Here is a 13,856-nt window from a genome sequence, read left to right as displayed (position 1 = left end):
GGCGGGGCTCAGGCCGGGCGCGGCGCCAGCGCCAGCTGGCGCGACTGCGCGACGAGGCGACCGGTGGAGTCCCAGACCTCGCAGTCCTCCTCGAACATCCCGCCGGCCAGGTTGCGGGTGCGGTGCTGCACCTTGAGCCACCCCGGCGCCGGCTTCGCGCGCACGTGGGCGGAGAGCTCGAGCGTCGGCGCCCAGCCCATCACGCCCAGGTCGAAGGTCACCGGCGGCAGCGCGTCGAGCACCAGCAGCAGCGACAGCGGGTCGGGCTCCCGCTCGCCCTCCAGCCGGAACCACGCCTGGAAGCGCCCCCGGCCGCTGGGCTGACCCGTGGTCCAGCCCGCCTGGTCGCGCGGGAAGCGCATGTCGAAGCGCGACATCAGCGGCGCCATCTCCAGCACGTACGACGGCACGTCGGCCCGGCCCACGCACTCCTCGCGCGGCGGCAGGTCGGGCTCGGTCGCGGTGGTGCGCACGTCGCCCTCGAAGCGGTCGAGGTCGGAGTAGGTCGCCAGCACCGTGAGCCGGGTGGCCTCGCCCTGCTTCAGCTCGGCCGCGACCGTCGACATCCGCCCGCCGGCGCGCTTGACCTCGACGTCGACGGTGGCCGGGCCGGCCTCCGCGGCGGAGAGGTAGTAGGCGCTGATCGCGACCGGGTCGGGCTTGTCGGCCAGGTGGGTGCTGATCGCGGTGCCCACCACGGCCAGCTGGTAGCCGCCGTTGAGCCCTCCCCCGACCTTCCAGCCCGGCGCGAGCTGCGCGGCGTACCGGCCCTCACCGGCGGGGGTCACGGTGGTGTCGACATCGAACTCGGCCTGCTGGGTGGTCATGGGTGGCAAGGTACCGACCCGCCGACGAGGGGGTGTAGCCAGCCGCCGCGCAACGGGCCACGGTGGGACGACGAGCACCCCAGCACCCGAGCACCCGGAGGACGACATGGGCACCCTGCACGGCCGCGACGACCAGCCGCTCCACACCGAGGGCGTGCCCGACGAGGAGGGCCTGTCCCAGGCCGACGTCGCGGAGCGGCTCGACAAGGACCCCGACGAGCAGCTCAACGCCACCGACCCCGACTCCGACGTCGAGCTCCACGCCCCGCAGGAGCGGGTCGACGACAGCGACTGAGCGGCGCTCAGCCGGCGCGGGGCGAATACATGATGACCGCGACCCCGACCAGGCACAGCGCGGCGCCGGTCAGGTCGAAGCGGTCGGGCCGGAACCCGTCGACGACCATCCCCCAGGCCAGCGAGCCGGCGACGAAGACCCCGCCGTACGCCGCCAGGATGCGCCCGAAGTTCGCGTCGGGCTGGAGCGTGGCCACCAGGCCGTAGAGCCCCAGTGCGACCACGCCGGCGCCGACCCAGAGCAGGCCGCGGTCCTCGCGCACCCCCTGCCAGACCAGCCAGGCGCCGCCGATCTCGGCGAGGGCGGCCAGGGTGAAGAGCAGCAACGAGGTGGCGACGGGCACGGCAGCAGTCTCGCAGGCCCCTCGACAGGGCAGACTCGGCGGCGTGGAGCAGCCAGGCACGACCCCCGGACCAGCACTGCCCGTCCCCGACGGGCTGGTGGAGGCCTTCCGCGCCCACGAGCGCGCCGTCGCCGAGGGTGACACCGCGGCGCTGGCCCGCTTCGTCGCCCCGGGCACCAGCACCCTGGCCGGGGACCCGCGCGGGCTGCTCGTGGGCAGCAGCGCGATCACCGCGTACGCCGTCGCGCCGGGGCCGCGGCGGCTGGTGCAGACCCACGTGCAGGTCACCGACCCCGACCACGCGCTGGTGGTGGCCGTGACCGAGCACGCCTCGGGCGGGCGCGGGCAGCAGACCCAGCTGTGGGCGCGCACCGACGCCGGCTGGGTGGTCACCGCCGCCCACACCTCCGAGCCGGCGCCGGCCCTCGACACCCGCGTGTGGCGGGTGGTCGGCGACCCGCTGGTGCCCGGCACGCCCGGCGGGCCGCTGTCGGGCGAGAGCGTGGCGGTCAAGGACGTCTACGCCGTGGCCGGCCACCCCGTCGGCGGCGGCAACCCGGCGTGGGAGGCCGCCGCCCCGATCGAGCGCGGCGACGCCAAGGCGGTGCTGGGCCTGGTCGAGGCCGGCGCCGACCTGCGCGGCATCGCGCGCACCGACGAGCTGGCCTGGTCGCTCTTCGGCACCAACCCGCACTTCGGCGCCCCGCCCAACCCGCGGGCGCCGTACCGGGTGCCCGGCGGCTCCTCGTCGGGCCCGGCCAGCGCGGTCTCGCTGGGCCACGCCACCATCGGGCTCGGCACCGACACCGGCGGCTCGTCGCGGGTGCCCGCGGCCTACCAGGGCCTGTACGGCGTACGCACCACGCACGGCGCGATCGGCACCCACGGGGTGCTGGCGCTGGCGCCGAGCTTCGACACCGTCGGCTGGATGACCCGCGACGCCGACCTGCTCGCGCTCGTCGGCGACGTGCTGCTGCCCGACTCCTCGGCCCGCGGCAGCGGCGAGCTGGTGCTGGTGCCCGAGCTGCTCGACCTCGCCGAGCCCGACGTGCGCGAGGCCGTCGAGGGCTGGGTGGCCACCCAGGGACTGGTGGTGCGCGAGAGCTGGTCGCTCGGCGAGCTGGCCGAGTGGCGGCGCGCCTTCGTCACCCAGCAGTCGTGGGAGGCCTGGACCGTGCGCGGCGCCTGGCTGCGCGACCGCCTCGACGTGCTCGGCCACGAGGCCCGTGCCCGCTTCAGCCACGCCGCCAGCATCGACGAGCGCACCGCCGAGCGCGCCCAGGAGGTCGTGCTGGCCGCCCGCGCCCGGCTGCGCGAGCTGGTCGGCGACCGGGTGCTGGTCACCCCCACCACGCCGTCGGTCGCGCCGCTGCTCGGCAGCGACCTCGCCGCCCTGCGCGAGCCCACGCTCTCGCTGACCTGCCTCGCCCCGCTCGCCGCGATGCCGGCCGTCACCCTGCCGCTGCGCACCGCCGCCGGGCTGCCCTGCGGCGTCAGCCTCACCGCCGCCCCCGGACGCGACCGCGACCTGCTGGCCCTCGCCGCCTCGTTGGCCTGAGCCCGGCTGCAGGAGTCCCCGGTCGGCCGGGGACTCCTGCACTTGTCAGGGGTTGCAACACCTGACAGGTGAGGGACTCGCCCACCAAGTACGCCGCTGGCGAGACCCGGGTCGAGCCACCAGCTGACCCCAACCCCTCCCCGACGACTCGTCGTCCACAGGCCAGCACCCGCCCAGGTAGGCCCGCCGACGCCCGGGGCACCACCGGAGGCATGGACGAACTGACTCCTCACGACCCGTTGCTCACTCCCCTCCACCTCCGCAAGGACCTCGTCGCGAGCGGCTGGACGGACCGAGCCATCTCCCGCGCCGTCGCGCGCGGCGACCTGGCCAAGGTCCGCTGGGGCGCCTACGTCAGCAGAGCGTCGTACGACGCCCTCGACGAGGCGGGCCGCAACGGGTTGCGGGCTCGTGCGGTGGTGGCCCAGGGCGGGACCGACCTGGTGGTCTCGCACGCCTCGGCGGTGCCGTTCTGGGGTGCACCGGCCTGGGGGCTCGACCTCACCGACGCGCACGTGACCAGGCCCGACCGGAAGGCGGGGCGTCGCGAGGCGGGCGTCCAGCAGCACCGCGGCAAGCTGCTGCCCGGGGACACGGCGACCCGCGGCGGGCTGGTCGTCTCGTCGCCGACGCGGCTGGGTCTCGAGATGACCACCACCGGCCGCGCCGAGGCCGCGCTGTGCGTGGTCAACGACCTGCTGCACCGCGGGCTGACCACCCGGGAGGCGCTCGAGACGCGCTACCGGGCCCTCGGCGAGGACGTCACCGAGCCGATGGACCACTGGCCAGGCACCTTGACCGCCAACATCGTTCTGCGCCTCTGCGACCCACGGCTGGAGTCGGTGGGCGAGAGCCGGCTGCTCTACCTGTGCTGGGCCAACGGGCTGCCCATGCCGGTCCCGCAGTACGAGGTGCGCGACCGGTGGGGCCGGCTCGTGGCGAGGGTCGACTTCGCCTGGCCGGACCTGGGTGTCTTCATGGAGTTCGACGGCAAGGTGAAGTACACCAGGCTGCTGCGCCCCGGCGAGAGCGTCACCGACGCGGTGCTGCGCGAGAAGAGGCGCGAGCAGGAGGTGTGCGAGGCCACCGGCTGGCGTCCGGTCCGGGTGGACTGGCCCGACCTCGAGCGGGGTCCCGCGACCGCTCGACGCATCGGGGCGGTGCTCTCGCCGCCCCCGCTCAGCGCCTGAGCCGTCGTACGGCGAGAGCGGGCCGCCGCACTGGTCGGGCGAGTCGCTCGCTTGTCAGGTGTTGCAACCCCTGACAAGTGCAGGAGTCCCCGGTCGGCCGGGGACTCATGCAGGGCGCCCGCTCAGCGGTAGACGTCGGGGTCGGTGTCGCGCAGGTGCTGGAGCAGGTACGCCGCCTGGGCGCGGGCGCCGGCGGCGTTGGGGTGGGCGGGCACGCCGACTGCGGGGTCGTTGACCGAGGGCCCGTAGGTCTCGGCCCAGCGCACCTGGGGCGCCTGGCACAGGTCGTGCCCGGCGCTCTGGCGGTAGGTGTTGACGACCTCGGCGCCGCCGCGCCGCGCGGCCCGGTGCACCATCTTGTTGAGCTGGCGGAACTTGGCGGAGATGTAGGCCATGTCCTCGTCGGTGGCCGGCAGGGTCGGGTAGCAGCCGTGGTCGGGCACCACGTCGAGGTAGTCCATCACCAGGATCCGGGCTTTCGGGGCGCGGCGGTGGATCTGGCGCAGCGCCTTGACGAGCTTGATCTCGGACGCCTTGATCCGCTGCGCCAGCTGGTCCTCGCCACCGGCGGTGTACTTGGCCTTGCAGCCGCCGAGCGGGAGCCCGGGGCCGCTGTCGGAGACGGGGTTCTCGACCGGGATCAGGTTGAGGCAGTCGAGGCCGGCCCCGGCGATGCCGGCGTCGTTGCCGCCGATGCCGACGCTGACCAGGTCGGTGGTGCGGGTGAGCCGGTCGAACTGCGGCGGGTTGGTGCCGCCCAGGGGCAGGCCCTCCTGGGGTCGCCGGAAGTGCTTGGTGGTGGCCGAGCCGCAGGAGGCGTCGCGGAAGACCGGCACCGCCAGCGCCTCGGCCACGAGCTTGGGGTAGTTCGACTTCGACTGCGCGCAGTCGATCGGGGCGTGGGTGGTGTCGGGCAGGCCGTAGCGGTCGACGAGCACCACGTCGGCTGTCCAGGAGTCGCCGAGTGCGACGTACTCGGTGAACGTCGGCAGGCGCCGCTCGGCCGGTGCGGCAGCGGCGGGCCCGGGGCCCGCCCCGGGGGCGGCGAGCAGGGCGCCCACCAGCGGGGCGAGGAGTGCCAGCAGGGCGTGGGGACGTGCCGTCATGCCCTGCTCAACGCGCCTGAGTGACGCAGGTCACGCCCCGTGCTCGGGGTGGGCCAGGCCCTGAGCGGCGCGCGCGAGGTCGTCGACGACCCCGGCGAGCTGGTCGGAGGTCTCGGTGGCGAGGTCGACGTGCAGCCCCACCAGCGAGGCGTCGACGAGACGCACGACCCGCCGCGCGCGTCGCGGCGGGGCCCCGCAGCGCACGAAGTAGTCGCGCAGCGCGGCCGCCCACTCGGCGTTGGAGGCCTGCACGTCACTGCGGTAGGGCTCCTCGCCCAGCAGCCCGGTGGCGGCGGCCTGCACGTAGGAGGTGATCAGCGCCTGCAGCGGCGGGGTGCTGAACGCCTCCCACAGCCCGTGCACCCCGGCCCGCACCGTGCGCCGCGACGGCAGCGCCTCGACGGCGGCCACCGCCCGCTCGTTGACCCGCTGCACGACCGCAGAGACCAGCGCGTCGCGGTTCTCGAAGTGGTAGATCAGCATCCGGTCGCTGGTGCCGATCGCCGCCGCGACCGGGCGCAGCGTCAGCCCGATCAGGCCGTGCTCGAGGACGTGGTCGGTGACCTCGTCGAGCAGCTGTTCGCGTCGGGGCATCCGATGAGTGTAGCGATCGCTACACTGGCGGGGTGCCTGCCCTGCTCCTGACGCTGGCGATCGTGGTCGAGGTGGCCGCGACGGCCAGCCTGCCGCGCACCGACGGGTTCACCCGACCGGGGTGGACCGCCGTGGTGGTCGCCGGCTACGCCGTCGCCCTGTGGCTGCTGTCGCTGGTGGTGCGCACCATGCCGGTCTCGGTGGCGTACGCCGTGTGGGCCGGCCTGGGCACCGCCCTGGTCGCGGTCGTCGGCGTGGTGCTGCTGGGCGAGCCGCTGGGCTGGGTCCGCGCCGTGTCGCTGGGTCTGGTGGTGGTCGGCGTGGTCGGGCTGAACCTCAGCGGCGCCCACTGAGCGGCGCGTCCCCGCCCAGGTGCCGGCGCTGGTCGGCGACCACCGCCTCGAGCGCGGGCCGGGCGCTGCGCGCCAGGTAGGGGAAGCTGAGGAACCCGTGCGGCATCAGGTGGAAGTCCTCCACCCGGGCCGGGGTGCCGGAGGCGACCAGCGCCTCGGCGTAGCGCACCCCGCTGTCGTGCAGCGGGTCGAGCCCGGCGACGACCACCACCGCCGGCGGCAGGCCGGCCAGGTCGGGGGCGTGCACCGGCGAGAGCCGCCAGTCGGTCGGGTCGGTCCCCTCGGGCAGGTAGTGGCCGTAGAAGATCTCGAGGTCGTCGTTGCTCAGCACGATCCCCCGGTTGCCGACGTACGACGCGTGCTCGCGCAGCGCCTCGGTGAGGTCGGTCGCGGGGTAGAGCAGCGCCTGGTGCAGGACCGCCGGCCCGGACTCCTCGCGGGCCCGCAGCGCGAGCACCGCGGCGAGGTTGCCGCCGGCGCTGTCGCCCATCAGGCCCAGGCGCTCGGGGTCGGCGCCCAGGACGTGGGCGTGCTCGACGGTCCACAGCAGCGCCTCGTAGCAGTCGTCGAGCGCGGCGGGGAAGCGGTGGGTGGGGGCGAGCCGGTAGTCGACGGCCACCACGACGGCGTCGAGGTCGTCGGCGACCGCGCTGCACAGCCAGTCGCCCTGGCGGGCGCTGCCGAGCACGAAGCCGCCGCCGTGCAGGTGCAGCACCACGGGGCGCGGCCCGAGCGCGGGCCGCTGCGGCACGTAGAGCCGCAGCGGCAGCTCGCCGTGGCTGGCGGGGAAGGTGCGGGTGCTGATGCGCACCCCGCTGCGCGGGCGGCCCAGGAGCAGGTTGGCCGGGCCCCGGGCGGGGATGGTGGCCCCCTGGACCCGGCGCAACCGCTCCTCGCTCATCCGCGCCACCGACATCGCCGGCGTGGCGCGGAACAGCGCGTCGAGCGCGCGTACCCCCAGGGGCGGCTGCTCGCTCATCGTCGGTGCGGGTGCCTCAGCGCCGCATGAACCTGCCGAGCAGGCCCTTCACGCCGCGACCGATCGCCGCGTCGCTGCTCGAGCCACCGGCGCGGCCGGCGCCCGCGCCCATGCCACCGCCCATGCCGCCGCCGGCCGGACGACGACCGCCGCCCTTGCCCAGGAACCTGCTCACGATGCTGCCGATCATGGTGTCTCCCTCCTCGCCGGCGCGCTGCGCCGACTGCTCTTGCGTGGACCCCACTCCCCTACCCAGCGCCGCGCCGGGTCATGCCACCTCACCCCTTGGTGGTGGCCCGCTCAGCCGACCACGCGGTCGGCGACGATCCGGGACTCCCCGTCGACCTCGGCCACCTGCAGCCGCCGGGTCTCGCGCGAGCCGCCGTCGTAGGTGAGGGTCACGTCGACGGAGCCGCCGCCGACGTCCTGGATGGCGATGATCTCGACGGTGGAGATGGTCGACCAGAACCCGTCGTAGCTCTCGCGCCCGATCTGGTCCTGCAGGTCGGGCGACAGGGTGGCCCAGCCCGCGTCGCGGTCGCCGGGCAGCGCCGCGTAGTAGTCCTCCAGCAGCGCCACGGCCTCCTGACCGCGCACCCCCTGGGTCGCGGCCGGCGGCTCGCTCGACCCGCTGGGCTCGGTCGTGGGGCCGGTGGTCTCGTCGGTCGGGTCCTCGGTCGGCTCGTCGGTGGCCTCGGCCGACCCCGACGGCGCCGACGTGCTCTCCCCCGCCGACGGGGCGTCGCCCTCGTCGTCGCCGGAGGTGGCGACCCACACCAGCCCGCCGACCGCGAGCAGCAGCAGCACGACGGCCGCGACCACCCACCCCGCCCGGCGCGTACGCCGCTCCTGCGGGGCGGGCGCGGCGGGTGCGGCCACGGGTGCGGGCGCCGGTCGTGGCTCCGGCTCCGGCTCCGGCTGCGGCGTGGGCGCGGGGAACAGCTGGGTGGCGGCGCCGGTCTCGTCGACGCGGGTGTCCTCGACGCCCGCCCCGCCGTCGGCGACGGCGCGCAGCTCGCGCGCCACCCGGGCCATCGACCAGCGGGCCTGGGGGTCGGGCTCGAGCATGTGGCCCAGCAGCCCGGCGAGCGCACCGGCCCGGCGGGGCGGCTCGGGCTGCTCGTGGGCGATGGCGTGCAGGGTGGCGATGGCGTTCTCGCGGGTCGCGAAGGGCGGGCGGCCCTCGACCGCGGAGTAGAGGGTGGCGCCCAGCGCCCACACGTCGGAGGCGGGCGAGGAGTCGGCGCCGCGGGCGAGCTCGGGCGAGAAGTAGGCGGGCGTGCCGGTCATCAGCCCGGTCTGGGTGCGGTGCTCGTCGAGGGTGTCGCTGCGGGCGATCCCGAAGTCGGAGATCTTCGCGTGGTCGCCCTCCTTGACCAGGATGTTGCCGGGCTTGACGTCGCGGTGCACGGTGCCGCTCTCGTGGGCCAGCGCGAGCCCGTCGGCGACCTGCGCCCCGATCGCGGCCACCCGGCGCGGCGCGAGCGGCCCCTCCTCGCGCACCAGCTGCGACAGCGTGCGCGAGGGCACGTACTCCATGACCAGCCAGGTGTGGTCGCCCTCCTCGACGGCGTCGAAGACCGAGACCACGTTGGGGTGCTGCAGCGCCGCCGAGCGGCGGGCCTCGCGCAGCGCGCGGGCCAGGTCGGCCGCCTCGCCGGGCAGCGCCCCGATCTCCTTGACCGCGACCTCGCGGCCCAGCAGCTCGTCACGGCACAGCCAGACCGCGCCCATCCCGCCGCGCCCCAGCTCGCGCTCGACGCGGTAGCGCCCCGCGATCAGCTCCGGTGCCATCCGTTCCCCCTTCGGCGCCCCTGGCGGGGCCGTTGCTCGCCCACCCTGCATACCCGATCGGGGCCCCGTCCACGCGCGCGGAGGGTGGGCTCCCCTCGATCCGCCGCCTCAACCGGGCAGCACCGGCTCCAGCCCGAGCCACCCGGCGAGGTCCTCGAGCTCGGCGCGCACCCCCTCGCGGGTGGCGACGTCGAAGGGCTCGTCCTCGTGCACGGCGTGCACCACCAGCGCCCCGGCGCGCCGGTCCGCGGTGGCGTCGACCTTGCCGAGCAGCCGGTCGCCGACCAGCACCGGCAGCGCGTAGTAGCCCCAGCGCCGCTTCGCGGCCGGCTTGTACATCTCGAGCTGGTAGTCGAAGTCGAGGAGCTCGACCATCCGCTTCCGGTCGAAGACCAGCCGGTCGAGCGGCGAGAGCAGCGCCACCCGGCCCTCGAAGGGCTCGTCGAGGGCAGCGAGCTGGTCGGGGTCGGCACGCCACTGCCCGCGCACGCCCTCGACCACCACCACCTCCCCCACCGCGCCGACGTGGTCGGGGTCGGGGCCCGGCACCTTCGCCGAGCGCTCCCGGGCCAGGCCCAGCGCCCGCAGGCGGCGTACGGCGCGCTCGTGCAGCGCGTCGTGGACCGGCGGCAGCTCGTCGTCGGCGTACACCCGCTCGGCGAGGTCCCACAGCGGGGTGCGGCCCTCGCGCCCGGCGACCGCGACCTCGCCGCGCGCCGCGAGCACCTGCAGCAGCTTGGCGACGTTCTTGCCGTTGCTCCACCCCGAGGAGCCCCACGGGCGCACGCACGTGTCGGGCAGCGCGGTGGCCGGCAGCGGCCCGTCGGCGCGCAGCCGCTCGAGCACGTCGGCGCGGCAGCCGCCGTTGTCGAGCACCCACTCCCAGGCCTGGTGCTCGTAGGCGTCGTGCAGGTCGGGGTCGGGCCACACCGCCATCTCGGCGCGGTGCAGCGCGACGTCGGCGTGGTGCACCAGGCGCATCGAGATCTCGACCAGCCGCTGCTCCTCGCAGCGGTCGGCCAGCTCGTCGCGGTCGAGGCCGCCGCCGAGCCGGCTCCACAGCACCAGCTCGGCGCTCGGCGCCACCCGCGTGGTCAGGTCGACCTGCACCATCGTCAGCGCCCGCACCACCTCGAGCACGTCGAGGCCGCGACGCCGGGCCGGGGCGTCGAGCAGCTGGGCGCGCACCGCCACCCGGCGCGCCTGCTGCGCGCTCAACCGGTGCGGGGAGCCCCCGACGGTGCCCATGCCTGGCAGCGTAGGCGCCCCGACCGACGCCCGCGCCCACTACAGTCGCCGCCGTGACCCCTCTCAGCGCGCTCCTCCACCGGGGCCTGCACGCCGCGTGGCGCTACGTCGACGGCCTCGGCGAGATCGTGCCCGGCTCCCCCTCGGCCGCCGCGTTCGGCAGCCTGGGGCGCGGCAGCAGCATCGGGTTCGCACCCGCCACCATCCTCAACCCCGCCTCGATCCACATCGGCGAGGACACCCTCATCGGGCGCTCGGTGACGCTCTCGGTCGGGTACGGCGCCGGCGACCCCACCGCCCCGCCCCGCGGGCTGGTGATCGGCGACCGGTGCGCCATCGGCGCCCGCAGCTCCTTCACCGCCCACGAGTCGATCGAGATCGGCGACGGGGTCTTCTGCGGCCAGGGCGTCTTCATCACCGACACCAGCCACGGCTACCAGGACCCCACGATGCCGGTCGGCAAGCAGTTCGGCGCCCACGACCCGGTCGTCGTCGGCGCCGGCTCCTGGCTGGGCCACGGCGCGATGGTGATGCCGGGCGCCCGGCTGGGCCGCAACGTCGTGGTGGCCGCCGGGTCGGTGGTGCGCGGCGAGGTCGAGGACCACGCGGTGGTGGCCGGCAACCCCGCGCGCGTCGTACGCCGCCTGGAGCCCGACGTGGGCTGGGTCGGCTCGCGCGGCGACGTGCGGCCGGTGGTGCCGCAGGCCGAGATGCTGGCCCGGCTGGCCGAGGGCTGAGCCCGGCTCAGCCGGTGGCGGCGACCGTCCGGGCCAGGTCGTCGAGCTCGGTGTGGAAGGCCTCGAGGATCTTCTCGGGGTCGGGGATGACGCGGGTGTCGGCCTTGAAGCCGACCCGCACGGTGCCGGCGTAGGTGAAGATGCAGGTCCCGAGCGTCTGGTCGCCCGACCCGGGCACCCAGCCCAGCAGCCCGCTGATCCGGGTGCCTGCGAAGTAGCGCGCCTCGCGCGGGCCCGGCACGTTGGTGGTGACCCCGGTGGCCTTGCCGGCGAAGAAGGTCACCAGCATCCGGCTCAGCCGGGCGCCCAGCCGGCCGATGCCCTGGATGAGCGCGAAGGTGATGACCGGCTCCGGCGAGCGCTTGATCGTGTCCATCCGCCGCTTGGTCTCGGCCAGCCGGTCGGCGGCGGTGAGCAGCCCCGACGGCAGGAGCAGCAGCACCAGCGCGAAGCGGTTGCCGAGCTCGCGCGGCAGCGGCAGGTGCATCGGGCGCAGGTTGACCGGGATCATCGTGGGGATGTCGACCGAGCGCCCGTCGTGGGCCAGCTGGTACTGCTCCAGCGACCCGGCCAGCGCCGCGACGAGCACGTCGTTGACCGTGGCGCCCGAGCCCCGGGCGATGTCCTTGACGACCCCGAGGTCGATCGGCTCCGACCACACCGCCACCTTGTGCTCCCCCGCGTCGCCGGACAGGCCGGTGTCGGGGTTGCGGGTCACCAGCAGCTTGCGCAGCGCCGCCACCCCGCTCAGGCCCAGGCGCAGGCCCTCCAGGACGGTGCGGCGCACCCGCTCCGGTCGCAGCAGCGCCGGCACCTCGGGCGCGGCCCGGCGCGCGGCCTGCACGACGTCGGCCAGCGCGCGGTGCGGCGCCGCGGGCTCGTGGGTGCCGTCGCGGTCGCCCTCGGAGGTCTCGTCGGTCAGCGAGAGCAGCACCTGGGTCAGCGCGATCCCGTCGGCCAGCGCGTGGTGTAGCCGCACGTAGAGCGCGGTGCCGCGGTCGAGGCCCTCGACCAGGTGCATCTCCCACAGCGGGCGGTCGCGGCGCAGCGGGGTGCCGAGGAAACCGCTGACGTAGGCCTGGAGCGCGGCGTCGTCGCCGGGCGCCGGGAGCCGCACCTCGCGCACGTGCTGGTCGAGGTCGAGCTCGGGCACGTCGCGCCACCTGCTGCGGCGCCGGCGTCCGGTGCCGGCCACGGGCCGGCGGGAGAAGACCGGGTAGACGTCGAGGAGGCGGGTGCGCACGACGCGGTCGAAGCGCTCGCGGTCGAGCGGGCCGTCGAGGAACATCAGGCACTCGATGACCATCAGGTTCTGCGGCCGGTCCATGCCGAGCCAGATCGCGTCGACCGGGTCGACCCGGTGCTCGGTGCGGTGCCCGATCACGGCGTGGTCCTGTCCTCGAGCGTCATCAGGCCCCTCCCAAGGCTGTGCGGCACGTCACCGCGAACCTACGTCGCCGACGGTGGCGCCACCTCATCCCGAGCATCCCGACGCCGCTCCCGGTCCCCCACCCACGGGTGGTTTCCGCGCCGCCGGGGCCGGGTAGCCGACCAGCATGGACGACGCACCCACCACAGCGAGAGAGACCTCGACCGGCCCGCCGTCGAGGTCGTTCGGGCTGGTCTACGGCCTCGGGTTCGGCGGCTTCGTGGACGGCATCGTGCTGCACCAGATCCTGCAGTGGCACCACATGGTCAGCGACGTCGACGACTACCCCACCACCACCCTGGCGGGGCTGGAGGCCAACACCCTGGCCGACGGGTTCTTCCACGTGGCCACCTGGCTGATGCTGCTGCTCGCCTCGGTGCTGGCGATCCGCACCTGGCAGCAGGGACGCCTCGCGCCGAGCTGGAGCTTCCACTTCGGGCTGGTGCTCGCCGGCTGGGGCGTCTTCAACCTCGTCGAGGGCCTGGTCAACCACCAGCTCCTGGGCGTGCACCACGTGCGCGACGACCTGGGCGCGCCGCTGTCGTGGGACCTGGGCTTCCTGGCCGCCGGGGCGCTCCTGGTCGTCGGCGGGTGGCTGCTGCACCGACGCGGCGCCGCGCGGCTCAGCCCGCGTTGATGCGGCGGTTGACCGCGCGCAGCAGCCAGCTCGGCGTGACCCCGGCCGAGCCCAGCATCAGCTGCGCCTGCCGCCCGACCGCGCGGTGCGCGCTGAGCCGGCGACCGGGGCGGACCGCGGCGAGCACCTCCTCGGCCACGTCGTCGGCGGTGAGCCGGATGCCCAGCGAGCGGGTCGAGGCGGTCTCGACGCCCTGCGTCATCGCGGTCTGCACGAACAGCGGCCACAGCGCCCGCACCGTGATGTCGTCGGCGGCCCACTCCAGGTCGAGCGCCTCGGTCAGCCCGCGCACCGCGAACTTGGTCGCCGAGTACGTCGCCAGCTCGGGCTGGCCGTAGATCGCCGAGGCCGAGGCCAGGTTGACCACGTGCGCGCCCGGCGTGGCTGCCAGGTAGGGGTGCGCGGTGTGGCAGCCGTTGACCACGCCGGTCACGTTGACGTCGACCTCGCGCTGCTGGGCCTCGAGCGGGACGTCCGCGAAGCGCCCGGCCACCAGGATGCCGGCGTTGTTGACCAGCACGTCGAGGGTGCCGCCGGTGTGCGCGGTCAGCGTCGCGAGCGCGGCGCGCCACTGGTCGGCGTCGCGCACGTCGAGGTGGCCGGTCACGACGGCGTCCCCAAGCTCGGCGGCCAGCGAGGCCAGGCCGGGCTCGTCGACGTCGTACGCCCCGACGAGCCACCCCTCGGCGGCGAAGCGGCGGGCGACGGCGCGGCCGATGCCGGCGGCGGCGCCCGTGACCAGGACGGATCGACGTGTCATGCGCGC

General features: G+C 75.4%; 16 protein-coding genes. 6 read left to right on the top strand and 10 right to left on the bottom strand.

The window, feature by feature from the left end; genetic code table 11:
- Nucleotides 1–8: 8 nt before the first annotated feature.
- A complete protein-coding gene (locus OCU29_RS00650) occupies nucleotides 9–827 on the bottom strand; it encodes a thioesterase family protein (RefSeq protein WP_179615622.1) in 819 nt (272 codons plus the stop codon).
- Nucleotides 828–933: 106 nt separating this feature from the next.
- On the opposite strand from OCU29_RS00650, the gene OCU29_RS00645 reads away from it, so the two are divergent.
- The gene (locus tag OCU29_RS00645; RefSeq protein WP_179615621.1) at nucleotides 934–1,122 is read left to right on the top strand and encodes a hypothetical protein; all 189 of its coding nucleotides are present in this window, start codon (nucleotides 934–936) and stop codon (nucleotides 1,120–1,122) included.
- A gap of 7 nt (nucleotides 1,123–1,129) precedes the next feature.
- On the opposite strand, the gene OCU29_RS00640 is transcribed toward OCU29_RS00645, so the two are convergent.
- Nucleotides 1,130–1,465 (bottom strand): YnfA family protein, encoded by a 336-nt coding sequence (locus OCU29_RS00640; RefSeq protein WP_179615620.1) that lies wholly within the window; start codon nucleotides 1,463–1,465, stop codon nucleotides 1,130–1,132.
- A 43-nt stretch (nucleotides 1,466–1,508) separates the two neighbouring features.
- On the opposite strand from OCU29_RS00640, the gene OCU29_RS00635 reads away from it, so the two are divergent.
- Together OCU29_RS00635 and OCU29_RS00630 are read left to right on the top strand one after the other, a co-directional pair.
- Nucleotides 1,509–3,023: an AtzH-like domain-containing protein gene (locus OCU29_RS00635; protein WP_261818410.1), complete on the top strand. Its 1,515-nt coding sequence runs from the start codon at nucleotides 1,509–1,511 to the stop codon at nucleotides 3,021–3,023.
- A gap of 212 nt (nucleotides 3,024–3,235) precedes the next feature.
- Nucleotides 3,236–4,213, top strand: a complete 978-nt coding sequence (locus OCU29_RS00630; RefSeq protein WP_261818409.1) for a type IV toxin-antitoxin system AbiEi family antitoxin domain-containing protein — start codon at nucleotides 3,236–3,238, stop codon at nucleotides 4,211–4,213.
- 122 nt (nucleotides 4,214–4,335) lie between these two features.
- Here the strand turns inward: OCU29_RS00630 and OCU29_RS00625 are convergent, their stop codons facing one another.
- Entirely contained in the window at nucleotides 4,336–5,319 is a 984-nt protein-coding gene (locus OCU29_RS00625) for an SGNH/GDSL hydrolase family protein (protein ID WP_261818408.1), read from the bottom strand.
- 30 nt (nucleotides 5,320–5,349) lie between these two features.
- Nucleotides 5,350–5,913 (bottom strand): TetR/AcrR family transcriptional regulator, encoded by a 564-nt coding sequence (locus OCU29_RS00620; protein ID WP_261818407.1) that lies wholly within the window; start codon nucleotides 5,911–5,913, stop codon nucleotides 5,350–5,352.
- A gap of 32 nt (nucleotides 5,914–5,945) precedes the next feature.
- Here OCU29_RS00620 and OCU29_RS00615 point away from each other — a divergent pair, with 32 nt between their 5' ends.
- The gene (locus tag OCU29_RS00615) at nucleotides 5,946–6,266 is read left to right on the top strand and encodes a multidrug efflux SMR transporter (RefSeq protein WP_179615616.1); all 321 of its coding nucleotides are present in this window, start codon (nucleotides 5,946–5,948) and stop codon (nucleotides 6,264–6,266) included.
- On the opposite strand, the gene OCU29_RS00610 is transcribed toward OCU29_RS00615, so the two are convergent.
- From OCU29_RS00610 to OCU29_RS00595, 4 genes are all read right to left on the bottom strand, one after another.
- Nucleotides 6,250–7,245 carry an alpha/beta hydrolase gene (locus OCU29_RS00610; RefSeq protein WP_261818406.1) on the bottom strand — a complete coding sequence of 332 codons (996 nt, stop codon included), beginning with the start codon at nucleotides 7,243–7,245 and terminating at the stop codon, nucleotides 6,250–6,252. The genes OCU29_RS00615 and OCU29_RS00610 overlap by 17 nt on opposite strands.
- Before the next feature lie 16 nt (nucleotides 7,246–7,261).
- A complete protein-coding gene (locus OCU29_RS00605; protein WP_179615614.1) occupies nucleotides 7,262–7,435 on the bottom strand; it encodes a hypothetical protein in 174 nt (57 codons plus the stop codon).
- A 110-nt stretch (nucleotides 7,436–7,545) separates the two neighbouring features.
- Nucleotides 7,546–9,039, bottom strand: a complete 1,494-nt coding sequence (locus OCU29_RS00600) for a serine/threonine-protein kinase (protein WP_261818405.1) — start codon at nucleotides 9,037–9,039, stop codon at nucleotides 7,546–7,548.
- A 108-nt stretch (nucleotides 9,040–9,147) separates the two neighbouring features.
- Complete coding sequence (locus OCU29_RS00595) at nucleotides 9,148–10,287, bottom strand: DNA glycosylase AlkZ-like family protein (protein ID WP_261818404.1); 1,140 nt, start codon at nucleotides 10,285–10,287, stop codon at nucleotides 9,148–9,150.
- A 53-nt stretch (nucleotides 10,288–10,340) separates the two neighbouring features.
- Between OCU29_RS00595 and OCU29_RS00590 the strand changes: the two genes are divergently transcribed.
- Complete coding sequence (locus OCU29_RS00590) at nucleotides 10,341–11,024, top strand: DapH/DapD/GlmU-related protein (RefSeq protein WP_261818403.1); 684 nt, start codon at nucleotides 10,341–10,343, stop codon at nucleotides 11,022–11,024.
- A 7-nt stretch (nucleotides 11,025–11,031) separates the two neighbouring features.
- On the opposite strand, the gene OCU29_RS00585 is transcribed toward OCU29_RS00590, so the two are convergent.
- Complete coding sequence (locus tag OCU29_RS00585) at nucleotides 11,032–12,408, bottom strand: wax ester/triacylglycerol synthase family O-acyltransferase (protein WP_261818402.1); 1,377 nt, start codon at nucleotides 12,406–12,408, stop codon at nucleotides 11,032–11,034.
- 172 nt (nucleotides 12,409–12,580) lie between these two features.
- Here OCU29_RS00585 and OCU29_RS00580 point away from each other — a divergent pair, with 172 nt between their 5' ends.
- Nucleotides 12,581–13,090 carry a DUF2243 domain-containing protein gene (locus OCU29_RS00580; RefSeq protein ID WP_261818401.1) on the top strand — a complete coding sequence of 170 codons (510 nt, stop codon included), beginning with the start codon at nucleotides 12,581–12,583 and terminating at the stop codon, nucleotides 13,088–13,090.
- Here the strand turns inward: OCU29_RS00580 and OCU29_RS00575 are convergent.
- On the bottom strand, nucleotides 13,077–13,850 hold the full coding sequence (locus tag OCU29_RS00575) for an SDR family oxidoreductase (protein ID WP_261818400.1): 774 nt from the start codon (nucleotides 13,848–13,850) through the stop codon (nucleotides 13,077–13,079). The genes OCU29_RS00580 and OCU29_RS00575 overlap by 14 nt on opposite strands.
- Nucleotides 13,851–13,856: the final 6 nt, after the last annotated feature.

The sequence above is a fragment of the Nocardioides sp. OK12 genome (assembly GCF_024341885.1).
GTDB classification, from domain to species: Bacteria; Actinomycetota; Actinomycetes; order Propionibacteriales; family Nocardioidaceae; genus Nocardioides; species Nocardioides marinisabuli.
Note: the sequence above shows the minus strand (reverse complement) of the source record. Positions and strands in the feature narration are given on the sequence as shown.